This is a genomic window from [Leptolyngbya] sp. PCC 7376 (assembly GCF_000316605.1).
Lineage (GTDB): Bacteria > Cyanobacteriota > Cyanobacteriia > Cyanobacteriales > MRBY01 > MRBY01.
In genome coordinates this window covers 891,323-915,729 of the sequence record NC_019683.1, presented here as the reverse complement: position 1 = coordinate 915,729, position 24,407 = coordinate 891,323, and the positions used below count along the sequence as shown (strand labels likewise).

Sequence of the window (24,407 nt, the reverse complement as noted above, 5' to 3'; positions counted from 1 at the left end):
TACCTCAGGATTGTCTCAACGTTATTTTTTCTGAAAGATGTTGAGTTGTTCTGAGCTATCGCCACTCTTATTATTGGGCATTTGCTTCAGCCAGATTTCATTTTGAATGGTTGGCATCTGAATATCGACAGCTTCAAAGGCGTACTTTAAACGACGGCGATATTCGCGGGCAACATCCCATTGTTTGAGTGGTAGGGTTTTAATCCATAATTTGATGACCATGCCTCGCTCATTAAAGTTATCTACACCTAAAAGCAGTGGGTCTTCAAGGATTAATGTGCTCCAAAATTTATCTTCACGCATTTCCCAAGCTGTTTTATTGATGACTTTGAGGGCTTGATCGACATCGGTTTGGTAGGCAACTGGGATATTGAGGCTAGCTCGTGACCATTCGTTAGTGAGGTTGGCGACAATACGGACTTCGCTGTTGGGAATAGTGATTAGACGACCCTCTTCATCGCGGAGTTGGGTAATGCGTAGATTTACTTGTTCCACAAACCCCGCTACCTCACCAACATTAATCACATCACCGACAGCATATTGGTCTTCGAAAATAATGCAAAAGCCGTTGATGATGTCTTTGAGTAAATTCTGAGCCGCGAAGGAAATGACGATACCGATAATCCCAGCACCTGCGAGGATTGGGGCAATATCTATGTGTAAAATCCAGAAAAAGACCAGCAGGGCGATCGCCAAAATAATAAATGTGACGATACTGCGTGCCACTTGTGAAAAGGTATTGACCCGGAGTTGTAGCCGTTGATTTGACTCCTGGGTGATGAAAGCAAAGGCATCGAGGGCACCAGCTGTAAAAAATTGATTGGCCTTGGCGATGAGGGCATAGCTAATGCGGATGGCGAGATAGGCCGCAATGGTGATGAACGCAATAATGAGCGGATACTGAAAAATCCTCAGCAGCCAAACTTGAGCAATACGAGTTTGAGGAAAGAGGCCAATGTTAATAAAAAGGGCTGTGGCGATCGCCCCCCACTGGAGGAGTTGGCAGAGACGGTATTGCACCTCTTGGACATTATGGAATTGGCGCAGAGTGAGTTGGGTTGAAATGAGGTTTTTATTTTGAGGGAAGGCTTCCTCATGTTTTCGGCGTTTCTCTAATTTGTTGTACCAAGCTCGTCCAACCAAATTTAAGACGATCACCACCCCGAAAACGCCAGCAGCTAAAATTCCCTGGCGTTTGAGAAAAGTAGGAAGCCTTTCATCGCGACTACGACCTAAACTGGCTTCTACCTGATCAATAATTTGGGTGGTTCGGTCTGGAATGGTATCCCCTTGTAACTTCGCATCCCAACGAGTAACCGTCATTAGTCGCAACGATTCACCGTTAATATCGATAACAATATTATTGAAATTGCCCTCCACATTTTGACGCACGACCAAATTGCTCTCTGCTCCTTCTCGGTAAAGTCGCTTGACTCGATTCAGTTGCTTTTGAATGTAGTTGAGGCGAGTATCCAGCTCAGAGCGTGGTGCTGCCACTTTAAACACACAGCGACCATCAAGATACACACACCGTTCAATTACCAATTCTGTGCCATCATTCGGCAAAACATTGGCGAGGTCAGACTCTGGTAGCAAAACATTGAATACACCAAAATTTGCCAGTGCTGGACTGTGAGACAGAATAGTCAGCACACAAGCCATGATGAGTGCGAAACCGAAAGAGAGCGATCGCCGTAATGTCATAAAAAATCGAACTGGATATCAAATCAGTCCGACTCTAACAAATCCTGATGAAGGTGATGGCAAATAGTTTTATGCTTCTTGGACCGCTGCACTACTAGACTGTGCCAGATAAATCCCTGTGAGGACCACCGCAAATCCGAGCCATGTTGTGAAGCCCAAAGCCTCCGTGAAAATTGCCCAGGCTAACAGTGCACTAACGATGGGTTCAAGTAAGAGAAAGAGCGACACAAAGCTACAGGACAATTGATCCATACAGGCTGCAATCAATCTCTGGCCAAAGCCTTCGCAGAGAATTCCCAATCCCAATACAGCAATAATTGCGATTTTTGTTGTTGGGAAAAACTGTCCTTCTGTGAAAAAAACGAGAGGTACAAGCATTGCACTGCCAACGCCACAACGCCAAAGCAGAATCGTAGTCGCGTCAAAGTTACTGCGTAGTTGCTCCACCATCAGAAAATAAGTGCCGAGAAATACCGCTGACAAAATTGCCAAAATATCCCCAATCAATAGTCCTTCGCCACCTTTTAAATCTTCAAATCCTAGTGCTAATGCTCCTGTGAGGGCGATCGCCATACCGATGAGAAATCTGCGATCAAACTTTTTGCCAAACAAGAGCCAACTCCCCAAGCTCGTAAAAATGGGGGTGAGATTATTGAGCAGCATACATTTGGCGACGGTAGTGTATTGAAGCGAAATAGCCCAGAGCACCAACGAAATAATTGAAATGACCCCCACTCCACCAAGCAACCACCATTGGGATGTCGTGATGTCTTGTGTTGTAGTCTCGGCTTCGTCTTCTTCCTGTTGTCCGCGCGCTAAGAATCGTCCAAATCCAAACACCAGCAAAAAGATAAACATCCGGTTAAATATCGTTGCATTAGCACCCAGCTCTGTTTCACTCAGTCGAATGAAAATGGGGGCGAATGAAATGGCAATTAACGCAAAGGTAAGGGTGGCGATCGCCAAAATATAGGCTGACCGTTCTTTAGATTGAGAGAGCTCAGAAGACTGCATGGAATGCGCTCAGGATAAAAAACCGCAAAATAAACCATCCCACAGTCTACTGTCTTGGTCTGTTTGACTGTACTGAGGAATACAAAGGGAGTTATCGTCTATCCGTCTGAGGCTTCTAAACCTGTCACCATAAAACCCTAAGACAGAATCAAAAAAACATAAAAAATTAGATGTGATTTTTAAGAGATCGAGGATATAGAGACTACTATCGTAAGTTGTGTCGATTGATGGAAATCAATTATGTCTAAATTAAACATCACCAGAAAGATGAACATTCAGACAAGAACGGCTTCAATGGCTTCTAACTCTATTTCACTCAGCCAAGGAAAAATTGGAGAAAACATTCAGACAAGAACAGCTTCAATGGCTTCTAACTCTGTTTCACTCAGCCAAGGAAAAATTGGAGAAAACATTCAGGCAAGAACAGCTTCAATGGCTTCTAACTATATTTCACTCAGTCAAGTAAAAATTGAGGAAAACGAAAGTAAGTAGTATGCATATTATTGTGGCGATCGCCACAATAATAGGTTGATCGACCATTTGATTAAGGGATCTCAGTAAAATACATGGAACTGTGCGGAAATAGCAATCTAAAAATAAACCATCCCCACAGTCTACTGTCTTGGTCTGTGTAGCTGTACTGAGTACTACAAATAGAGTGAGTCTCGATCTTGCTGAGATCTCTAATCCAGTCACAATAAAACTCACAGGCAAAATCCAAAAAATATTAAAGAATTTGATTGTAACCCTTGAAGGATCGAGCATATAGAGGCTATTATTGTAAGCTGTGTCGATTTATAGAAATTTATATGCCTAAACTAAAAACACGTCGCGCTGCTGCGAAGCGATTTAAAGTGACGGGAAGCGGCAAAAAAATCACTCGTCGTAAAGCTTTCAAGAATCACCTCCTCAACCACAAGAGCTCTGAGCAGAAGCGTCGTCGTCTTTCTGGTGCGGCTCTTGTCCATGAGACCGATGAGAAGGCAGTACGCCTCATGATGCCCTACTCCTAAATCTTTTAGGAACGGCTCGTGGATAGTTAAAAACATAGCCAAAAACTAAGTTTTTATTTTTATTTCTACTCTTTATATTTTTTAGGTACACCTTATGCCAAGAGTTAAGCGCGGTAACGTCGCCCGTAAGCGCCGTAAAAAAATCCTTAAATTAGCGAAAGGTTTTAGAGGTTCTCACTCTAAGCTCTTCCGCACTGCTAATCAGCAGGTTATGAAAGCGCTCCGTAATGCTTACCGCGATCGCCGTAAGAAGAAGCGTGATTTCCGTCGCCTGTGGATCGTTCGTGTAAACGCAGCAGCTCGTATGAATGGTATTTCATACAGCAAGCTGACTTACCAGCTAAAGCAATCCAACATTGAGATTAACCGTAAGATGCTCGCTGAGCTTGCTGTTGTTGATCCCGCAGCTTTCACCAAGATCGTCGAAGTCGCCAAGAGCGCCTAGGTTGTGGCAAAATCACAATTAAAGATCTTTTGATAGAACTATACGAGAACCCTGGAAGTTATTTCGGGGTTTTTTGTTGGAGGTAGATGAGCTTGTTTTCCCTGCATAAATCTGTAAGTTGTTTGGGTGCGGCGATCGCCTCCATTTTTATGACCAACCCATTGTTTGCGACTCCTCTCGAAGACATTCAGGAGCGCGGCACAATTCAAATTGCAGTAAAAGAAAATGTTCGTCCCCTAGCCTTTCGGGATGGAACAGGAGAATTGCAAGGCTTAGAAATTGATATTGCCCGTCGCCTCGCCACCGAACTGTTGGGGGATGCATCGCAGATTGAATTGATTCCTGTCAAAAACCAAGAGCGTTTGGATTTGTTATTACAGGGTGACCTAGATTTAGTTGTTGCCCAATTGGGTGTGAATGCGTCGCGCCAAAGGCTAGTAGATTTTAGTGCTTACTATTATCTCGATGGGCTTGGGTTTGTCACAAAACAAGCTGGATTAAGTGAAGCCCACCAAATCACAACACAAAGGGTCGCAGTTCTCAATTCTTCCGAGGCGATCGCCGCTGTCCAGAGTTATTTCCCGTCTACCACATTAATCCCGGTGAATTCTTACCAAGAAGCTTTAGCGCTGCTCGAAAATAATCAGGCTGATGCCTTTGCTGGTGATCATTCCGTGTTGACTGGGTGGACACAAGAATATCCAAATTATCGATTGTTGCCCGCATGGCTTGAAGGAAATGCTTTGGCGATCGCCCTCCCGAAAGGTAACCAGCACCAAAGTCTCTACGACGAAATCCAGACCCTAATGGCAGAATGGCGAGAAAGCGGATGGTTACAGGATCGTATCAATCATTGGGGACTCCCCTAAAGAACTGATAGACTAGCAAAACTGCTACTTTTTTGTAGCTGTCTTATTAATATAAAAAATATTTAAACGTCAATTTTTTGTTATGGATACTGCTTCCTTACCGGTTTTTTATCTATCGATTCTTGTAGGACTATTAGGCATCCTTGCTATTTTATTATTGCGTGAAATCATTAAGACCCGCCGTATTGAAAGCACCTACGATAAGTTGCGCAAAAAACTGCAAAAAGAACCCGGTACAGCAAAAGAATATTATGAATTAGGCAGTCTTTACCTCGATAAAAAGCTTCATGTACAAGCAGCTCAACTTTTGAAAAAAGCGCTTAAAGATGAAGATGAATTAGAAGCAGAAAATAAAGCCTTAATTTACAATGCTCTCGGCTATGCTTACTTTGCTCAAGAACAATATGATCTCGCTATTCGTCAATATAAAGCAGCTCTAAAAGCTTTGCCAGACTACCCTACTGCACTCAATAACTTGGCGAATATTTACGAGAAAAAGCAACTGACAGCGAAGGCACTCGAAACTTATGAAAAAGTTTTAGAAACGGAACCTGAGAATAAAACAGCGAAGAAACGTGCTGAATCTCTCCGTAAGCGTTTTGCAACATCCTCGTAGAAATTTTTGTTTGACTTGACGATTAAATTAATAGTTGAAAAGACTAGGAGCCAGAATTAATTTGGCTCTTTTTTATTGGGAAGAAAAGATCTAAAGTGACGTTGATGTGGCGATCGCCTTACCTGCGATCCAGCTTGTAGTCCATGCACTTTGAAAATTAAAACCGCCAGTAATTCCATCAATATCTAGCACTTCTCCAGCAAAATAAAGATTGGGACAAACGCGACTTTCCATCGTTTTAAAATTAATTTCTTTAAGTGTTACGCCACCGCAAGTGACAAATTCATCTTTGAAAACACCTTTTCCTTGGATTTGATAATGTCCTTGAGTAACTTCTTGAATGATGATATTTAATTGTTTCTTTGATAAATCTGCCCAATTTTGTTCAGAGGCGATCGCCGCGTAGCTCACAAAACTTTGCCATAATCTTTTTGGGATATCAATCGGTGAAAATGTATTGATTTTCTTCTTTGGATTTTGAGCTTTGAATTGCTGGATTTTCTGACGTAAAGTCTCTGGATTTTCTTCTGGTAAAAAATTCACGGTAAGGGGCATTTTATATTGATGGTCCGCAAGAACTCTGGCCCCCCATGCTGATAATTTCAGGACGGCTGGGCCACTTAATCCCCAATGGGTAATGAGTAAAGGGCCACTATGTTCGAGCTTTTTTTTCTTATTGATTTTGATACTGGCAATGGCATGGGGAACACTGACCCCTGACAAATTTGCTAAACGAGAATCTTTAATTTGGAACGTAAATAATGAGGGTTTTGGCTCAAGAATCTTATGACCTAAAGTTTTTGCAAATCCATGACCAGACGGATGACTGCCCGTCGCAATTAGTAAGCGATCGCCTGTGAGTTTGTCTCCAGCTCCCAAAGAAATGATGAATTGATCTGCCTCATTTTTATCAATGGATTTTACGGCACTGAAAGTGCGTAACTGTATCCCTGCCTGGATTGCAGCCTGTTTGAGACAATTGGCGATTGTTGCCGAATCATCCGTGGTTGGGAACATCCGCCCATCCGCTTCTGTTTTGAGCGCAATCCCTTCGGCTTTGAGCCAAGCGATCATATCCTTCGGCTGAAACTGACTAAATGCCCCTCGCAATTCGCGACTGCCCCGAGGGTAGGCTTTTGTGAGTTCTACCGGGTCGAAACAATGGTGAGTGACATTACAGCGTCCCCCGCCAGAAATACGGACTTTCCCTAAAAAATCTTTTCCTGCTTCTAATAAAATGACTTGCAATTTTGGGTTGCTACGAGCTGCGGCGATCGCCCCAAAAAAACCAGCAGCCCCACCACCAATCACAATTAATTTGGTCATTAATCTCCCTAATAATTTCTTGTCCAGTTCAGACCATAAAAAATACCAGAAAGAATGGTCAAAAGTAACATGATATTAATAATGCCTCCTGGAATCATCGTAAAAGGAGGGAGACCCATACCTCGCAGAATCCACAGCGCTAGAAAAGAAACCAGGCAGGTGATAAACAGTGTCAAGATATTAGAAGAGGTGGAATGATTCACAGGAGCTGATCAAACTGAAACGATAGAACTAGTTTAGCATTGGCTATTTTTACTGTGCTGATTGTCTCTAGAGAATTAGAATGCATGGAAGCCTGCATTTCTGTCGCGAAGTGATCGCCATGGGATTTAAAATATTGAATCAAATTTCAGATTTTCTGAAAATAATAAGAGATTAGCTACTACCAGTACTATCAATAAATTTTCTAGAGCTTTGGCTAGGACGCATTTGAGAAAAAATAGAGTTGATCTTATATGAGATTTATCTCAGCCCAACTATAAATGTATTTATTACTAAATATTGATCTTTGTTTTGAGTTTCCCATAGATTTTCTAAAATATTTATAGGAGAAAATTCAAACAGAGTGCTTCATGGAAAAAAAGCGATTATTTTTTTTGAAAAATGACTATTTTGACATATCCCATAAAAAAGTCATTAAAGTAATTTCTTGTCTGTTGATAGGGCTCTTTTTTTCATTGACGCTTAGTAATTGTACGCAGCCAGCTGCACAACCTTTGCGTATTGGAGCTAATCTATGGCCTGGCTATGAAACACTCTACCTCGCACGAGAACTTGGGTATTATGGAGACAAACCTATTCATTTAGTGGATTATCCTTCAGGCACTGAAGAAGTAAGAGCTTATCGTCACAACGAGATTGAAGGTGCTGGGCTTTCGATCGATCAAGCTATTGTGTTAGCAACAACCCAGAAAAATATAAAAATAGTGGGAATCATGGATATCTCCCACGGTGGTGATGCTATTTTAGGCAAGCCTGGCATGAGTAATATGCAAGACTTGAAAGGAAAGAAAGTCGGCGTTGAGTCCACAGCATTAGGTGCATTCTTTCTAGCGAGAGCTTTAGAGGAAAATAATATGCAGATACAGGATATCGAAATTATTTCTCTAGAAACCACCGAGCATGAAAGTGCATACAATACAGGATATGTTGATGCAGTTGTTACCTTTGGGAAACCGATGCTCAATTTATTGGCTCAAGAGGCACCTATTTTATTTGATAGTAGTCAAATTCCTGGGGAAATTGTAGATACACTCGTTATCAATACTGGCAGAATAAAAACAGATCGAGAAACAGTTCAAGCTTTAGTTAATGGACGATTTAAAGCTTTAGAATATTTCAATCAAAATCCCGGAGAAGCCGCCGTATTAATGGCAAAAAGAACTGGTGTGACAGCAGAACAAATGCTGAATTCCTTTGATGGTTTGCAACAACCTAGTCTTCAGGAGAATCAAGAGCTACTGGATCAAACAGATCCTGCTTTAGTTCAAGGAATGGAAAAGCTGATCCAGATAATGCTGGATAATAATCTGATTTCTCAGTCGATCGAACCAGCTAATATTTTAGATGATAGTTTTGTTCGAAACGTTGTTTTCTAAAGAGTTGAGGATTTTTTGAATTAGATACTTTAGTAATAAAATTCTGAAATTTTTCCCATTACCATTAAAGATTTCGATTCCAGTAATCTTGATCTTCTGTGGTAGTGTAATCGGAGTATTTTCTTTTCAAAGAGAGATTTCCGAAACTTATCGCGAGACTGAAGAGCATTCTCAAGAATATATTCAGCTTATTGCTGCTCAGACAACTCAAGTATTAACTGATTTGAATCGCGAGAATCATGTGCTTAGTACTAAGGCTGGAATTATTAGTCAGCTGGGTAACGACCCACAATTACAGCTGATTGCTGTTCTTGATCATCAAAATATAATTCAAGAAGCTAATGATTTTTCTCTACAAGAAAAGCCACTGTCTCAAACCGAGATTGTCGAGTATCTTGAATATGTTGAGGCGACAAGAAAGACTATTTCAGGAGATGTTTTCTTTGTTGAAAATAGAAACAGAATACTCGCATTTTATCCATTTTTCTTGGAAAGGCTGCCTTCTGAGTTGAAACCCTCTCGTGTTGGGATTTTGTTTCTAAAATATGATTTAACTGATGCAAAGAGAGTTGCTTTTAATAATGCTTTAAGGCGAACTGTATTTGCTAATAGTTTACTGATTTTATTTTATATTGGACTATGGTCATTTTTTGAACTGGCACTGACGCGACGTATCTCAAAACTTGTTAATGCTAGTAATGATTTAGCAAAAGGTAATTTGAACGTCAGAACAGGCTTGATGGGCTCTGATGAATTAGTTCAAGTGTCTGCTGCATTTGATTTCATGGCGCAGAAGATACAAGAAAAGACAAACAATCTTGAGACAGAATTGATTGAGAAGGAAAAAATTTATAAAAAGTTGGAAAAACGTAATCAAGAGCTCTCTTCACTGAATGAAAAACTAGAACAGGCAACAAAGGCAAAGGCTGATTTTTTGGCTAATATGAGCCATGAGATTCGTACGCCTATGAATGGTGTTCTCGGAATTGCTCAACTTTTGGAGACGACTGATTTGTCGAGAAAACAAAGAGATTTAGTCATGACTATTCGTGATAGTGGGGATACTTTACTGACGATTATTAATGATATTCTCGACTTCTCGAAAATTGAGTCTGGTAAGTTGACTTTAGAGTTTCAGCCTGTTGTCTGGGATGAGGTGGTGCAATCTGCGATTAATCTTCTCTCCACACAGGTTCAAAAGAAAAAATTGTGGCTTACTTATGAATCTAGTATTCATGAGTTCAGCGCTTTTGAAGGGGATGCGGTGCGTTTGCGTCAAATTCTTTTAAATTTGCTTGGGAATGCTGTGAAATTTACGACGTCAGGAGGCGTTGCGATTTCGACATCTGCAATTTGTCTGGATGGAGAGAAAGAATCTGAAGAGAAAGAATATTGCATTACTGTCAAAATCCAAGATTCTGGCATTGGAATTGCAGGCGATCGCCTTGCAAAATTATTTCAACCTTTTACCCAGGCTGATGAATCAATTAACCGCAAATATGGTGGCACTGGTTTAGGGCTAGTGATTAGTAAAAGTCTTGTTGAGTTGATGGGCGGCACTATATGGGTCAATAGTAAAGGCAATATTGCTGGTTCTCCGCCTGTCGGTTGGCATCCAGAAATAGAAACGCAAATGTATCCCCAGGAGCATGGTGCAACCTTCTACTTCACTTTTCTTGCCACCTCTGTTAGTGACGTAAACCGTCAAAATGCGACATCGATGCCCCTGCTAAAAGAGCATGAAAGCTTTGACTTTGCGCAGTTAAAAGTATTGCTTGCAGAAGATAATCGAGTCAATCAAAAGGTGATGTTACTGATTCTAGGGAAACTAGGAGTGACAGTAGATATTGCGAATAATGGTGTGGAGGTTTTAGATCACTTAAAAAAAGAAGCCTATGATGTCATCCTAATGGACGTACAAATGCCTGAGCTGGATGGTATCAGTACCACTCGTCTAATTCGAGAAGGGTCATACTATCAGCCTTATATCATTGCTCTAACTGCGAATGCTCTAGAGTCCGACCGTCAAGCCTCCCTTGAAGCTGGGATGAATGATTTTTTGACAAAGCCAATCTTGATTGAACAGGTTATCCAGGCATTTGCCAATTTTCTGAAAAAAACCTGTGAACTTGCACCAGAGATTGAATAGGAAAAGATTTTCTCTACATATTTATTGCTGCATTTTTTGATAGTTGGAATTCGATGCAAATTTTGTTGCAATGAATCCTTGCATTGAACTTTTCCAAAAACCGATATGATAAACAGTTGCAAAAATATCTAGATCAAACTTTTTTTATGACCCAGCAATACAGTATTACCCTACTTCCCGGCGATGGCATTGGCCCCGAAATTATTACAGTGGCGGTGGATGTACTCAATAGTATCGGCAAAAAATTTGATCTAGAGTTTAACTTCACTAAGGCGCTAATGGGTGGCGCGGCGATTGATGCTACTGGCGATCCTCTACCCGCAGAAACCCTTGAGATTTGCAAGAAAAGTGATGCTGTTCTCTTTGCTGCGATCGGTGGCTATAAATGGGATAATTTGCCTCGCGAGAAACGCCCTGAAACAGGTTTATTAGGTTTGCGAGCTGGCCTCGGACTTTTCGCTAATCTTCGTCCCGCAACGATTTTGCCTCAGTTAATTGATGCGTCTTCCCTTAAGCGCGATGTGGTGGAAGGTGTAGATATTATGGTGGTTCGCGAACTGACTGGCGGCATTTATTTCGGGAAACCCAAAGGCATTGCTGAAACAGAAACAGGTGAAAAGCGCGGTTTTAATACGATGGTCTATGACCAGTCCGAAGTAGATCGCATTGCAAAAGTTGCTTTTGAAATTGCCCAGAAGCGTAACAGCCGACTCTGCTCTGTCGATAAAGCGAATGTGCTCGATGTGTCGCAGTTGTGGCGCGATCGCGTCAATCTCATGGCAGAAGAATATAGCGATGTGGAACTGTCTCACTTGTATGTCGATAACGCAGCAATGCAACTCATTCGTGCCCCAAAGCAGTTCGACACGATTGTGACTGGTAATTTGTTTGGTGATATTTTGTCTGACGCAGCAGCGATGTTAACGGGGAGTATCGGTATGCTTCCTTCCGCAAGTTTGGGTGCAGAAGCTCCTGGTGTTTATGAACCTGTGCATGGTTCTGCACCAGATATTGCTGGTGAAGATAAAGCCAATCCTTTGGCAATGGTACTCAGTGCAGCGATGATGTTGCGTTATTCCCTCGATCAACCTGAAGCTGCGAGTAAGATTGAAGCTGCAGTACAGACTGTTCTTGATCAAGGTTTCCGCACTGGTGACATTATGTCGGAAGGAATGGAGTTACTAGGTTGCAAAGCAATAGGCGAAAAGCTATTGGCTGCACTCGAATCGTAAAGCGATATCTTCATTTCAATCGAAAAATAAACCTTCTCGATTATCCAGTGGGAGATTGAGACGGTTTATTTTTTTGAGGAATTGTGTAGGGAAAAGAGACGATCTCACCTTTTTTTCTGACGATCTTTAGACGATCGCCCTTTTTTATTTAGGCTTTATCAAATGGTGTGGTCGCACAAATTTCCACCAATAGTTTTCGACAGTAAAATGGAAATAATTAATGGAATAGTAGTGAAAGCGATGAAATTAAATACACCATTAAGACGATTCTGTCTTGGGAGTGCGGCTGGCCTATTTTGTGGGGTGATCGCCTGGAGCTATTCTGCCTTTGCCCATGTGGCAATTTCTCCAACTCAAGGCGTTGTTGGCCTTCTATTTTTAGCGATATCTTGTGGGGCGATCGCCGGTCTCACAGATTTTGATCACCTAATGGAGCAGATCCCACCGTTTTAAATTTTGCTTTGGAGATATTGAAAAAGCGTTTCTTTGAGTCTTCGCGCTCACAACGTTAGTCGTCAAGATTTACATTCGGATACTCACTATTGTGAACGATTGACTGGTTCAAATTTTGTAAGATGTTGAATTCTTGAGAGATTTGTTGTGCTAGTTCATAATCCTTCTCTGTCCAATTTGCTACATCTAAGTAGATCAAATCATAGGATCGTCCTGAATTATGCGAACCTGGTTCAGTGGCTATTCCAACTACATAGTGAATACTGGGGAACTGCAATTTAACAGAATGACAGCATAATCCTAAGATCGCCTCCCTGTCCTGTCTATACTCTTCATAACTCATAGAATTTGGGTTATTAGGTAAAGTCGTGAAAACGTAGCACATTTCTGCTGAATTAGAATCACATACATAGCGTGTTGCTCGTTTATCGAGTGGGGCCAAATCAACAAGATTAAAAAGTGCTTGAGATAGAGTACGTCTTTTAAATCGTGTTTCCTTTGCTAGGATGCGTAAAGCAATTTCTGCTTCTTGAGTACTAGAAGGTGTTGAAGAGCTAATAGTTGCCTCAATCACATCCTTACTAATTCTTTCGATAATGCTATCCCAAAGATAGCTAATCTCATCTGCCTTTATTTGGTCTTGTCGTTCAGGTCTTTGATTAAAGCGTATCCAAAACCCCCCAGAGAACATGAGATGACTTAGGTTATTTTGATCATCTAATGGAAGTTGAAAATCGTGTTCACCATTAGAATTCATGTGCTCTAAATAGTAAGCTGAGAGATCTTCTTCGCCTTCTGCACGTACTGATATATCTGAACGAAGGAAAAGCTCTTTCTTTGAAAGGTACAAAATAAAGTCAGAAATAGTATCCACTGTTTTCATGACTATATCGAGAGATGTATCATTTAATACATGTATAAATGTTTTAGCTGGGTCGAGATCTCCGACGGTAAAACAAGAGAGGTTTGTACCATTAGCAAAATGCTGATTTCCTTTGATGGAAGAGTCGATCATCAAACTTCCATTACCTCCAAGCTCTTGAATACAGCGTGAAGATTCACCATGTGCAACAACAACTAAATGAAACTTAATTAGTGACATATCCGGTATTTCTAAAGGGAAATGTTCTTTACATGCTCGGTCTAAGAAAAGTCGATCACGATGTTTCCTAATCCATCTTTCTGCTCCCCATGCTTGTTCTGCTGATTTCTTGATAGCTTTTTTGAACCAGCGATTCCAATCAAGTTGGAGATCTCCAGTGTTGGGGAAAACACAATTTTTGTCTGAAAAGATAATAATATGATTTTGAAAAACAACAAGTAAATCACAAACTTCCTTTCCATCTATACTTTGTCCTGCTTTTTGATCTCTATATACTCCTGGATAACTCCAGAGGGATAAAAATGTATGTTCACAAAGTTTATTTAAGTAACGTTCGGATTCAGTGACTCCTTTAGCTCGTTGTATTGTCATATGTGACGTAAATTTCCTTTTACATTTTTGCTTCGCAGTTGTTAGTAAAGCCTAACTATCAAGATTACAAGCCTGACAAATAAAAAATTACCTTAACCAAAAAAATGATCACCTCATAACTCACATGAAAGAGAGAAAAAGGTGATCACCTCTTTTATTTTTCTACTCGTTTTTTAAAGTGCGCCAGCAGCAGTCTTGTCAATAACACCGAAGCCGAGATGAGAAGTAATATTCATTGCTTGGACAATTGCCTCACTTTCAGGACCCTTGAGGTAATCAATTACAGTGACCGCACAGTTACCTTGTTTGATTGCCCAGATATCTTTGGGTTGCAGACCCATTAGCCGACACATCACCACTTTATTGATTGCATCGTGAGCGACGACAATACCGACTTGATTTGGCTTAGTCGCATACTTAGCAACGATTTCATCCCAAGCCGTATTCGCACGATCCCAAACGCCTTGGATATTTTCCCCTTCTGGCATCTGAACGGTTTCGGGAGTTGATTGCCATTCTTCGAGCATACCGGGGAAACCTGCTTCGATTTCCGCTTCTAGCTTGCCTTCCCAAAGACCATGGCCAATTTCAATTAGTTCATCATGAGTATCGAGAGGAATACCTGCATGGGCTTCAGCTTTGAGAATGATTTCGGCAGTTTCCTTAGGGCGACTTAAAGAGCTACTCATCGCAAAATGTAACTCAACATCCTTGAGAAATTCCTGTGCTTTGGCAGCTTGGGCACGACCATTGTCGTTGAGAGGAATATCCTTAGAACCTTGGAACCGGCCTTCTTTATTCCAATTGGTTTCGCCGTGACGCACCAACAAAATTCGTAGACCTTCATGACCGGGACGGAAAGAGGGAATTTTTACGCCGAGGTGAGCGGTTTGGTTGAGGGATTCGTACTGAACTGTTTCGCCCAGACCACCTTTAAAATTGATGACGTTAATACAGCAGTTGGATTGTTGAATGCTTTGGTATTTGGTGGGTGCAATGCCAGATGCACTCATGATCAGGCAACGGTTAATGCCATTGTGGGCAACAATGAGAATGGTTTCGTCTTTGTGTTTGGCTAGAATTTCTTCCCAAAAACCTTTGGCTTGGTCATAGAGACTTTTGACTGGGAAATGTTCTGTGCCATCGGCGAGAGTCATGGAAAATTCGGCAGGACTTTCATGCCAAAGGCGATATTCTTCGGGGAATTTCTCGGCAACCTCGGTTTTGGGCATTTTTTCCCAATTGGGTAAATCGATTTCCCGTAACCCTTCAGCAGGAATGGGAGCAGGATTACCCTCACCGAGTTGAGCGTGAATTGTTTTAGCGGTTTGCGTAGCGCGTTGGAGGGGACTGCAATAGATGGCGGCAAAGTTGATGCCATTGAGGGTTTTGCCCACGGTTGTGGCATCGGCGATACCTTTGTCGGTGAGTACTGATTCGTCACAACGTCCTTGAATCATTTTGAGAGCGTTGTAAGTACTTTGTCCGTGACGCACGATAATGACGCGAGTTGCCACCTTTGTTGCCTCCAATTTTTGTTATTTGCTGGGCAGATTTTTTGCCTACATCATAGTATCGGAAGATTGACCGGAATTTGTTGGGATTCAGGGAGATTAAGGTCTAGGGAAGGAATGGCGATCGCCCATCAAAGGTCATGGTGCGACAGGCGGTTTGGCCAAACCAGTTATAGCGATTGGTGGCGATGATGCTGTAAACAAAATCCCGAAAGCTGATGGGCAAAGGTTGGGTAAGAGCAAAAATTGACCAGATGCCACCTAGTTCTTTGCAAATTTCGAGGCAAGCTTCGGAGGCATGATAGGTTTTCTGGCCATCAAAATAGGCGATCGCCCAGTCTTCTTGTTTGTTGGGGAGAGGCGGTAAATATTGCTTAGCGGTGGAACCCTGTAACGGTGCGAGATAAAACTTTTGGGTTGGATCAATGTTTAGGATGAAATCCACAAAACCATTGCAGAGATTGCATTCCCCGTCGAAAAAGATAATAGGCTTATCGATTTTGACATCAACAATAGCGTTGGCTGAGGCAGGATAAGTGGGCATTGATCTTTGGCAAACTCGCTACAGTAAAGATTAGTTTGCATCGTAACAAAATTGTTTAGGGTGAAGTTTATGTCAGAATCGCAAATCGCTATGGCTGCCAATGGCTGGGTAAATACCGTTGAGTCGGAAAATCCTGAGGCGATCGCCCTTGCTTCTTCCCTAATTACCGAACAAATTTATTGCACTCTTGCGACTTCGTCTACTGATGGAATGCCTTGGTCAACGCCATTATTTTATGTATTCGATCAGGAGTTAAATCTGTACTGGTCTTCGGCGATCGCCGCCCAACATTCCCAAAATTTGGTTGAAAATCAAGGGTGCGCAATGATTACGCTGTTTGATGCTGCAAAAGTGAAAGCCGTTTATTTCTCAGGCGTTGCGACAGAATTCACCGATGAATCAGAATTACAAGCTGTTCTGAAATTATTTGACCAACGCGCCAAACGCCCTAATCCTCGTCTCGCAAAAGATTATTTAGACGACTCCTGCCGTCGTATGTATAAATTCACGCCTGATAAAGTCTGGGTAACGGGCGATCGCCTCACTGTTGAAGAACAATTGGTCGATACCAAAACTCGACTTAATCTCGAAGAACTTCAGGCAATATTTTCGTGTTAATCGATTTTCTTATCCCCGGCATCGACATCAGACCAAACGGCCAATTCGTTGCCACCGGGTTCAGAAAAATGGAATCGACGACCACCCGGAAATGCAAAAATTTCACGGATGATTTTGCCACCAGCGTCAACAACTTTTGTTTGGGTCGCCTCTAAATTTTCACTATAGAAGACGAGTAATGGTGAACCATGATCGCTCGTAGAAACTGATTCAGCGGAGAAAAATCCACCATCAAGACCTTCTTTGGTAAAAGCAATATAGTCATCGCCAAAAGCATTAAAAGACCAAGCGAAAGCACGCTCGAAAAACTGTTGGGTTGATTTGATGTCTTGGGTCGCGAATTCGACGTAATCGAGTTTTCCGTGGTTAGGCATAGCTTTTGCTCCAATCACTCAAAAAAAGTAGTTTTAATGTACTAACAATAGCGTCGATTTATAAAGTGGTGAATTATCGAGTGCAAATTATGACTTCACAGAGCCAGCGAGAATGCCACGGACAAAATAGCGTTGTAACCCGAAAAAGACCATCAATGGAACTGTCATGGAGATAAAAGCGCCAGCGGTGAGCAGATGCCAATCTTGACCACGGGAACCGACGAGATTTGTGAGCTGAATTGTTACGGGTGCAACATCGGGCGTTCCTCCGAGATAAACCAAGGCAATGAGCAAATCATTCCAGACCCAGAGAAATTGAAAGACGGCAAAGGAGGCGATCGCCGGCATTGAGAGTGGCACAATCAATTTCGTGAAAATCTTGAGGTGAGATGCGCCATCCACTTGAGCCGCTTCGATTAAATCACGCGGTAAAGCACCGATATAGTTCCGCAACAGATAAATGCCGAGAGGTAAACCATAACCTGTATGAGCTAGCCAAATCCCCAGAAAACTATTGGATAATCCCAAATCTCGATATACGCGTAGCACAGGAATTAATGTCGTTTGTAGGGGGACTACCAAAAGACAGACCACCAGAATAAAAAGTGCTTGTCGTCCCGGAAATTTCATCCAAGCAAAGGCATAGGCCGCAAAACAGGCGATCGCAATGGGAATAATTGTGGCAGGAATAGAAATGGTCAAGCTATTCAGAAAAGACTGACCCATACCCTGGGCATTAACCACGTCGACGTAATTGCCGAGATGATATTGCGTCAGCTCAAAGGGATGTTGGAAGACAGTCCACCAGCCAGTATCAAGCATATCGTCCCGTTTTCTGAGGGAGCTAATTAATAAGCCTACACTCGGCAATGTCCATAAAAAGGCGATCGCCACAATCGCGATATGGATAGGCGTTTTCTGCCAAAAGGCTTGTTTTTGTTTAACTGCTGGCATTACCGTAAACGCTCCTGTGTTCGAAATCGACGAATATTGCCTACCATCACGGGGATAATCAAAATCAACAAAATTACGGCGATCGCCGACCCTCGTCCAAAATTGCGGAAGTTGAACATTTCTTTGATCATGCGACTGGCAATCACTTCTGTACCTTGGTTACCGCCTGTCATCACGAAGACAATATCGAAAACTTTTAGCACCAAAATCACCACCGTCGTACTCACCACCAAAATTGTTGAGCGAATCATCGGAATGGTAATGCGAAAGAAAATTTGCCAACTATTTGCCCCGTCAATCTTGGCGGCTTCGATTACATCTTCGGGAATGCCTTTCACCGCCGCCGAGAGAATCACCATACAAAAGCCGGTATAGAGCCAAATCATGATTGCGATTAGGGCAAAATTATTGACCGATTTTTCCACCAGCCATCCGACAGGCTCAAACCCTAAACTCACCACTACGGCATTAAGCAAACCGATTTGGTCATCGCCCGCTGGTTTATAGGCATAGATAAATTTCCAGATAACACTGGCTCCCACAAAGGAAATTGCCATCGGTAGAAAAATGAGGGATTTGGCGATCGCTTCGTATTTCACCTTATCGACGAGCACCGCAATGACTAAGCCCAAACTGACGCTGACTCCGGTTACCAGCACCAGCCACAGCAAATTATTTTTAAAGGCCACCAACATAGCCTTATCGGTAAAGGCAAAAATATAGTTTTTTAGACCAACGAAATTCTGTGATCGCCCGTCATAAAAACTTAGGTAAATGGTTTGAAGCGTGGGCAAAATCAAATAGCCAGATAACAGAGCCAAGGCCGGAGAAATATACACCCAGGGCAACAGATGGCGGTTCCACGGTTTCGGCAAGGCGTTAATCGCTAAATTTGCGCCATAGAATAAGCCAATTACGCCTCCGCATCCCAGGGCGATCGCCAACAAGACTGACCCAATTCGATACAAAATTTCCATTACTTCCCCACAATTTTGCCTCTACAGATGACTCAATCAAGAGTTCGATAACTTTCGATCCCCCCGGCTAGCGCCTTCCCCCCTTATTAAGGGGGGCTAGGGGGGATCTTAATTTTCAAGTTAAGCCCCTACGGAAAATCTATTTACTCAGGCCAGCTCGCCTCGATATTATCGAGCACAGTTTCCGCATCCGTGCCGCCGACATAATCCACCATGCCAGACCAGAATGTGCCAGTACCCACTGCACCGGGCATCATGTCCGATCCATCAAACCGAATCACATCAGCATTTTCCAAAATCTCCGCCTGTACCCGCGTCAAATCGTCGGGATAAAGCGTGAAGTCCACATCCTTGCGAGGGGAAATATAACCACCCAATCCTGCTGCAACTTCATGGGGCACTTTTGTCGTGATGTATTCCATCAACTGGCGTGCCTCAGGCGTATCGTTAAACATCCCAAAAACGTCGCCTGCCACCAAGATGGGCAAGCCATATTCAGAGTCGATACCAGGCAATGGGAAAATACCAACTTCACTAGAAGTGTCGATTTCTTCTGGTAAAAATGAAGCAATAAAATTCGCTTGCTTATGAAGATAGCAATTCGGTTCTTCACCAAATAATCCTTGAATTGAATCTCCAAAAGGCGTACTTAAAGCCCCGACTATTCCGCCGTAAATATAGTCTTCATTGCGGACAATCTCACCAAAAGTCTCAACCGCATTTTTGACCGCTGGATCATTAAATGGAATTTCGTGATTAATCCATTGGTCATAGGTTTCTGGAGCAGCAGTGCGGAGCATAATCTCTTCCACCCAATCTGTGCCAACCCAACCTGTGGCATCACCACTTTCCATGCCGAGACACCAAGGGGTTTTGCCTTCCTCAACGAGGCGATCGCTCAACGCCAGCATTTCTTCCCAACTTTCTGGCACTTCATAACCATTGGCCTCAAACTGCTCTGGGTTGTACCACACCAAACTTTTTACAGAAGCGCGATACCAAGCGCCATAAACATCGCCATCGACAGTGCCAAGATCTATCCATGCTTGATCATAGGCTGTGCCCAAATCTTCGTTGGTCATAAATTCTGTTAGGGGAACCATCGCACCCTCACGAGCAAAATCTGCCATTAAACCCGGTTGGGGAAACATGGCTAGATCTGGTGCATTGCCCGAATCTACGCGAATAGGGAGAGTTGTTGCAAAGGAATCAGTGCCTTCGTAAACCACTTCAATGCCTGTTTCTTCGGTAAAGGGAGCAAGGGCTGCTTCAAGCTTTTCCTGTTGTTCACCGATTAAGACGCCAAGAATTGTGACTTGGGGTTTGTCACTATCACCACTGCCACCATTTGCTTGTTCGCTGGGTTGGCAACTGGCGAGCAATATTGATCCTGCCAGCATAGGTGTTAAATATTTAGCTTGGGAATTGAGGTTTGAAAATAGGGTGTTCATTATCGGATTTAAAAATTTAAACGAGATTTTAAAAGGGTATTTGTCTAACACGATAAGCGTAAATGCTTAGTTCAGTACTGTTTCCATCTCGCGATCAAAGAAGTAGAGCCGCTCCATATCGAACAATAAAAATAATTCTTCGCCTTCTTTCACTTCCGCGCGGGGATCAATGCGCGCGACAAATTCGATATTGTCAGGGGTTTCTAAATAGATAATCAACTCGTTACCCATCATCTCGATGAGATTAACTATGGCTGAGATTTTGATGCTATGGATGTCTGGCGGTAAATATTGGGGGTGATAAATATTTTCTGGACGAATGCCGAGGGTAACAGGGCGATCGCCAAAATTGATAGAGTCGGGAATGGGAAGCGTTTGCTCACCAATTTTGAGGACAGGATTGCCGGCTTCGGTGGTCTGCTCAATCTCAAAAAAGTTCATGGCTGGGCTACCGATGAAACTCGCCACAAATTTATTAGCGGGATTGTTATAGAGATTGGCGGGGGTATCCACCTGCTGCAAAATGCCATCTTTCATCACCGCAATGCGATCGCCCATCGTCATTGCTTCCACTTGGTCGTGGGTGACGTAAATAAAAGTTGTGTTGAGGTCGTGCTGCAACTTACTAATCTCTTTGCGCGCCTGTACCCGTAATTTCGCATCAAGGTTCGATAGAGGCTCATCCATCAAAAACACTGCCGGTTGACGAACGATCGCCCGTCCCACTGCTACCCGTTGCCGTTGTCCGCCGGATAATTCTTTTGGTTTACGGTGCAACAATTGCTCGATACCCAGTTGCGCTGCTGCACTGATGACTCGTTTCTTGATATCGGCCTTCGAGGTTCCCTGTAATTGCAAGCTAAACGCCATATTTTCGAAGACGCTCATGTGGGGGTACAGAGCATAGGATTGAAACACCATCGCAATATCCCGATCCTTTGGCGATAGATTGTTGACCGGGCGATCGCCGATCCAGATGTTGCCAGAACTAACCGTTTCTAGACCAGCCAGTAGTCGCAGTGACGTGGTTTTACCGCAGCCAGAAGGCCCCACAAAAACAAGAAATTCCCCATCAGCAATTTCCAGATTGAGATTATTGACCGCCACATAATCATCAAATTTTTTTGTGACTTGTTCAAACGTTACGCTTGCCATATCGGAAGTCTCTACGGATTAGAAGTTGCTAAAGATATCTGGTTGAATCGACCCTGGGCTGCTTGCTGGAAGGCCGCTGTATATTGTTTAAAGCCTCCGGGGAACGCCATATTAATCCTTAAAGGATCTTCTGGATCGGTCACACCAGCGATAACTTTTGTTTGACCATCTACGGTCTCCAGTTGCAGCGGTGTTCGATTTTTGAGTTCGCCTTGAGAGCTATCGATATAAGTGACAAGATTGCCGCTATTCGCCCAGGCACCAATCGCTTGAATAAGTTCTAAAAAGAGGCGATCGCTTCCCCCACGTCTGACGATATCCCCTTCCACTTGACTGGTGACCGTATCACCCACGCCAATCATTAAAGGCATCAGAGCCGGATCAAAATTGTCCTTAATGAGTTGCAGTAACGCGCTATTTTCCTGGGGAGCTTGGCGGGCATTAAAGTTGGCACCGAGAGGATAAGTGCCAGTCCGTTGGTGGTAGTAATGATTCAGCAAAACAGGGACACCTGCCTCTTTTACTGCGCCGCGCAACATGAACTGAAAATCCGTTGTCCCTGAATCATGCTCTGCCGCAAATCGCACAATCTCTTTACCCTGTTCATCTCGTCCGAGGTTCGGCGCGTAATGGACAAAAAAGCTATCCTCTAACCCTTGTTCTGTGGCTTTCTCTAATAGCTCATCCGTTAACGCGGCGATCGCCTGTTGTAGGGCGAGATAAATATCTAGATTATCTTGAAGATGTTCTGCTAAAACATTGAGGTTCGCAGTGGGAGAAACGATGTTATCTAGCACTGCGGCTTGAACGAGCGCTTTGCATTTGGCTTCAGGAAAATAATCGCTGTATTCAACGAAAAATTCTTCGAGACGCTGCGTGATTAGCATGGGGACTTTCGCCAAAAAGACGAGTTCTGCATCGCTGACGCCGGGATGAGAAATATTACCTGTGCGAGTTTGCCACTGCACACCACCCGCTGCTAATCCTGGTAAATAGGAGACTGTACTGTCATCAACAAACGCTTTTTCGACAATGCGATTCACACCTCTTCGCCCTTCATGTTCACCATTAGTCAGCACAAAGAAATGATCGTCAAATTGCTGAGTTGCACGAATATAATCGGGACTAATTTTTCGGGTCAGCGGATCTTTGACCAAGTCCATACAGACCCCGTCTAAATCTTGGATAATGAGGAGATTTTCTGTTGTTGCAAGGGTTTTGATAAACGCTTCATGGTCTAGCGAATAAGATTGCTCATGGAGCGGAGAAAAAGTCATAAACCTCTGTTAATTCAATAGTTTTGATGGTCTGATCTCTCTAAATCCCCCTTTATAAAGAGGGATTTTTAGACCAAAGAGTTGAAAAAATCAAACCCAATCTTTGGCGCGTTCGACAGCTTTCTGCCAAGTGGCAAAATTGGCCTGAGCAGCTTCAGCTCCTTCACCGGGAGTAAAGACTTTATCGATCTGGCGATCGCCCACCAGTTTTTCGTAGCTCTCCCAAAATCCAACCGCTAGACCAGCGGCAAATGCAGCACCTTGGGCTGTGGCATCGAGTACGGCGGGACGTTCGACGGGAATACCCAACACATCAGCTTGAAATTGCATCAGAAAATCGTTATTACAAGCGCCGCCGTCAACTTTTAAGGTGGTGATTGGTGTCCCAGAATCTTCGTTAATGGCATCAACTACTTCTTTTGCTTGGTAGGCGATCGCCTCAAGGACAGCCCTTACCATGTGAGCTTTTTCGACACCGCGCGTAATGCCAAGGAAAGCGCCGCGAGCTGCCATGTCCCAGTGGGGGGCGCCTAAACCGCTCAGGGCCGGGACAAAATACGCGCCGCCATTATCGGAAACAGATAAAGCGAGGCCTTCTGTTTCACTGGCAGATTTAATAATTTCGAGGCCATCCCGTAGCCATTGGATACAAGCACCCGCCGTAAACATACTGCCTTCTAAGGCATAGCCCACATTGGTCGCACTTTTATCGGCATTAGGCTGAGTACAAGCAATGGTGCTTAAAAGTTTGTGCTGCGATCGCGGGATTTGATCGCCAGTGTGAGCAACGAGGAACGCACCCGTGCCATAGGTACATTTCAACAAACCGGGGCGATCGCAACCGTGGGCATAAAGCGCTGCTTGTTGATCACCGAAGATAGCGGTAATGGGAATTTCTGCACCGACTAATGCTGGAGCTGTATAGCCAAAAACACCCAAACTCGATTGCGCCTTGGGCATGATGTGTGCCGGGATGCCAAACATATCCAGCAATTCTGGATCCCAATTTTGAGTTTGGATATTGAGGAGCATTGTCCGACTGGCGTTACTGTGATCCGTCGCGTGGACTTTACCGCCTGTGAGATTCCAAAGTGCCCAAGTGTCTACAGTTCCGGCAAGAATATTTTCAGGATTAACGTCGCTATTTTCCTTCGCCCAATCCAATAACCAATTTAGTTTTGTTGCAGAAAAATAGGCATCCAGCACTAAGCCTGTCTTGTCATAAATCTCGCTGGCTTTACCTGCTGCACTGAGTTTCTGACAAAAATCTGCGGTACGACGATCCTGCCAAACGATAGCATTATGGAGCGGTTTGCCTGTGGTTTTATCCCAAAGTAAACAAGTTTCACGCTGGACTGTTAAACCAATCGCTGCAATTTCAGCTGGGTCAATATTATTGTCTTTAATTGCCTGCTGCATAACGCTTTGGGTGTCATTCCAAATGTCCATTGCGTCGTGTTCTACCCAACCTGGCTGAGGGTAATGCTGAGGCAATTCTTTGTAGGTTTGGGCAACAATTTCGCCTGCTCCATTAAAAATTAAGGCACGGTTACCAGTGGTACCGAGATCCAAGGCCATCACATATTTTGAGTTTGTCATTTGTCTCCCAAATGAATGGTTACTAAAGGTTGTGATAAAGGGGATTTATAA

23 protein-coding genes are annotated in these 24,407 nt (G+C 43.2%); 10 read left to right on the top strand and 13 right to left on the bottom strand.

Going from position 1 to position 24,407, the window contains the following annotated elements:
- Positions 1-21: 21 nt before the first annotated feature.
- Positions 22-1,662 carry a mechanosensitive ion channel family protein gene (locus tag LEPTO7376_RS04130; RefSeq protein ID WP_225901171.1) on the bottom strand — a complete coding sequence of 547 codons (1,641 nt, stop codon included), beginning with the start codon at positions 1,660-1,662 and terminating at the stop codon, positions 22-24.
- A gap of 111 nt (positions 1,663-1,773) precedes the next feature.
- The gene (locus LEPTO7376_RS04125; protein WP_015132994.1) at positions 1,774-2,718 is read right to left on the bottom strand and encodes a DMT family transporter; all 945 of its coding nucleotides are present in this window, start codon (positions 2,716-2,718) and stop codon (positions 1,774-1,776) included.
- Positions 2,719-2,958: 240 nt separating this feature from the next.
- On the opposite strand from LEPTO7376_RS04125, the gene LEPTO7376_RS04120 reads away from it, so the two are divergent.
- From LEPTO7376_RS04120 to LEPTO7376_RS04100, 5 genes are all read left to right on the top strand, one after another.
- A complete protein-coding gene (locus LEPTO7376_RS04120; RefSeq protein WP_015132993.1) occupies positions 2,959-3,210 on the top strand; it encodes a hypothetical protein in 252 nt (83 codons plus the stop codon).
- A gap of 317 nt (positions 3,211-3,527) precedes the next feature.
- Positions 3,528-3,731 (top strand): 50S ribosomal protein L35, encoded by a 204-nt coding sequence (gene rpmI, locus LEPTO7376_RS04115; protein ID WP_015132991.1) that lies wholly within the window; start codon positions 3,528-3,530, stop codon positions 3,729-3,731.
- A gap of 94 nt (positions 3,732-3,825) precedes the next feature.
- Complete coding sequence (rplT, locus tag LEPTO7376_RS04110) at positions 3,826-4,176, top strand: 50S ribosomal protein L20 (protein WP_015132990.1); 351 nt, start codon at positions 3,826-3,828, stop codon at positions 4,174-4,176.
- Positions 4,177-4,262: 86 nt separating this feature from the next.
- Positions 4,263-5,045 carry a transporter substrate-binding domain-containing protein gene (locus tag LEPTO7376_RS04105; protein ID WP_015132989.1) on the top strand — a complete coding sequence of 261 codons (783 nt, stop codon included), beginning with the start codon at positions 4,263-4,265 and terminating at the stop codon, positions 5,043-5,045.
- Positions 5,046-5,127: 82 nt separating this feature from the next.
- A complete protein-coding gene (locus LEPTO7376_RS04100) occupies positions 5,128-5,661 on the top strand; it encodes a tetratricopeptide repeat protein (protein ID WP_015132988.1) in 534 nt (177 codons plus the stop codon).
- A gap of 90 nt (positions 5,662-5,751) precedes the next feature.
- On the opposite strand, the gene LEPTO7376_RS04095 is transcribed toward LEPTO7376_RS04100, so the two are convergent.
- Positions 5,752-6,987 (bottom strand): NAD(P)/FAD-dependent oxidoreductase, encoded by a 1,236-nt coding sequence (locus LEPTO7376_RS04095; protein WP_015132987.1) that lies wholly within the window; start codon positions 6,985-6,987, stop codon positions 5,752-5,754.
- Positions 6,988-7,559: 572 nt separating this feature from the next.
- Between LEPTO7376_RS04095 and LEPTO7376_RS04090 the strand changes: the two genes are divergently transcribed.
- From LEPTO7376_RS04090 to LEPTO7376_RS04075, 4 genes are all read left to right on the top strand, one after another.
- Positions 7,560-8,585, top strand: coding sequence for an ABC transporter substrate-binding protein (locus tag LEPTO7376_RS04090; protein WP_015132985.1), 1,026 nt, complete (start codon positions 7,560-7,562; stop codon positions 8,583-8,585).
- A gap of 241 nt (positions 8,586-8,826) precedes the next feature.
- Positions 8,827-10,734: a response regulator gene (locus LEPTO7376_RS04085; RefSeq protein ID WP_216700280.1), complete on the top strand. Its 1,908-nt coding sequence runs from the start codon at positions 8,827-8,829 to the stop codon at positions 10,732-10,734.
- Positions 10,735-10,880: 146 nt separating this feature from the next.
- Positions 10,881-11,966 carry a 3-isopropylmalate dehydrogenase gene (leuB, locus tag LEPTO7376_RS04080; RefSeq protein ID WP_015132983.1) on the top strand — a complete coding sequence of 362 codons (1,086 nt, stop codon included), beginning with the start codon at positions 10,881-10,883 and terminating at the stop codon, positions 11,964-11,966.
- A 240-nt stretch (positions 11,967-12,206) separates the two neighbouring features.
- Complete coding sequence (locus LEPTO7376_RS04075; protein ID WP_041763147.1) at positions 12,207-12,419, top strand: hypothetical protein; 213 nt, start codon at positions 12,207-12,209, stop codon at positions 12,417-12,419.
- Between the two features lie 55 nt (positions 12,420-12,474).
- Here the strand turns inward: LEPTO7376_RS04075 and LEPTO7376_RS04070 are convergent, their stop codons facing one another.
- From LEPTO7376_RS04070 to LEPTO7376_RS04060, 3 genes are all read right to left on the bottom strand, one after another.
- The gene (locus tag LEPTO7376_RS04070) at positions 12,475-13,893 is read right to left on the bottom strand and encodes a hypothetical protein (protein WP_015132981.1); all 1,419 of its coding nucleotides are present in this window, start codon (positions 13,891-13,893) and stop codon (positions 12,475-12,477) included.
- 173 nt (positions 13,894-14,066) lie between these two features.
- Entirely contained in the window at positions 14,067-15,410 is a 1,344-nt protein-coding gene (locus tag LEPTO7376_RS04065) for a histidine phosphatase family protein (protein ID WP_015132980.1), read from the bottom strand.
- 103 nt (positions 15,411-15,513) lie between these two features.
- Entirely contained in the window at positions 15,514-15,951 is a 438-nt protein-coding gene (locus LEPTO7376_RS04060; RefSeq protein WP_015132979.1) for a thiol-disulfide oxidoreductase DCC family protein, read from the bottom strand.
- Between the two features lie 69 nt (positions 15,952-16,020).
- Between LEPTO7376_RS04060 and LEPTO7376_RS04055 the strand changes: the two genes are divergently transcribed.
- On the top strand, positions 16,021-16,569 hold the full coding sequence (locus LEPTO7376_RS04055) for a pyridoxamine 5'-phosphate oxidase family protein (RefSeq protein WP_015132978.1): 549 nt from the start codon (positions 16,021-16,023) through the stop codon (positions 16,567-16,569).
- Here the strand turns inward: LEPTO7376_RS04055 and LEPTO7376_RS04050 are convergent.
- From LEPTO7376_RS04050 to glpK, 7 genes are all read right to left on the bottom strand, one after another.
- The gene (locus LEPTO7376_RS04050) at positions 16,566-16,943 is read right to left on the bottom strand and encodes a VOC family protein (protein ID WP_015132977.1); all 378 of its coding nucleotides are present in this window, start codon (positions 16,941-16,943) and stop codon (positions 16,566-16,568) included. The genes LEPTO7376_RS04055 and LEPTO7376_RS04050 overlap by 4 nt on opposite strands.
- Before the next feature lie 87 nt (positions 16,944-17,030).
- Entirely contained in the window at positions 17,031-17,897 is an 867-nt protein-coding gene (locus tag LEPTO7376_RS04045) for a carbohydrate ABC transporter permease (RefSeq protein ID WP_015132976.1), read from the bottom strand.
- Positions 17,897-18,874 carry a carbohydrate ABC transporter permease gene (locus LEPTO7376_RS04040; protein WP_015132975.1) on the bottom strand — a complete coding sequence of 326 codons (978 nt, stop codon included), beginning with the start codon at positions 18,872-18,874 and terminating at the stop codon, positions 17,897-17,899. The genes LEPTO7376_RS04045 and LEPTO7376_RS04040 overlap by 1 nt, the downstream gene beginning before the upstream one ends.
- A gap of 143 nt (positions 18,875-19,017) precedes the next feature.
- Positions 19,018-20,325, bottom strand: coding sequence for an ABC transporter substrate-binding protein (locus tag LEPTO7376_RS04035; RefSeq protein ID WP_015132974.1), 1,308 nt, complete (start codon positions 20,323-20,325; stop codon positions 19,018-19,020).
- A gap of 66 nt (positions 20,326-20,391) precedes the next feature.
- Positions 20,392-21,480 carry an ABC transporter ATP-binding protein gene (locus tag LEPTO7376_RS04030; RefSeq protein WP_015132973.1) on the bottom strand — a complete coding sequence of 363 codons (1,089 nt, stop codon included), beginning with the start codon at positions 21,478-21,480 and terminating at the stop codon, positions 20,392-20,394.
- Positions 21,481-21,491: 11 nt separating this feature from the next.
- A complete protein-coding gene (stpA, locus tag LEPTO7376_RS04025; RefSeq protein ID WP_015132972.1) occupies positions 21,492-22,757 on the bottom strand; it encodes a glucosylglycerol 3-phosphatase in 1,266 nt (421 codons plus the stop codon).
- Between the two features lie 90 nt (positions 22,758-22,847).
- Positions 22,848-24,356, bottom strand: a complete 1,509-nt coding sequence (gene glpK, locus LEPTO7376_RS04020) for a glycerol kinase GlpK (RefSeq protein WP_015132971.1) — start codon at positions 24,354-24,356, stop codon at positions 22,848-22,850.
- Between the last annotated feature and the right edge of the window lie 51 nt (positions 24,357-24,407).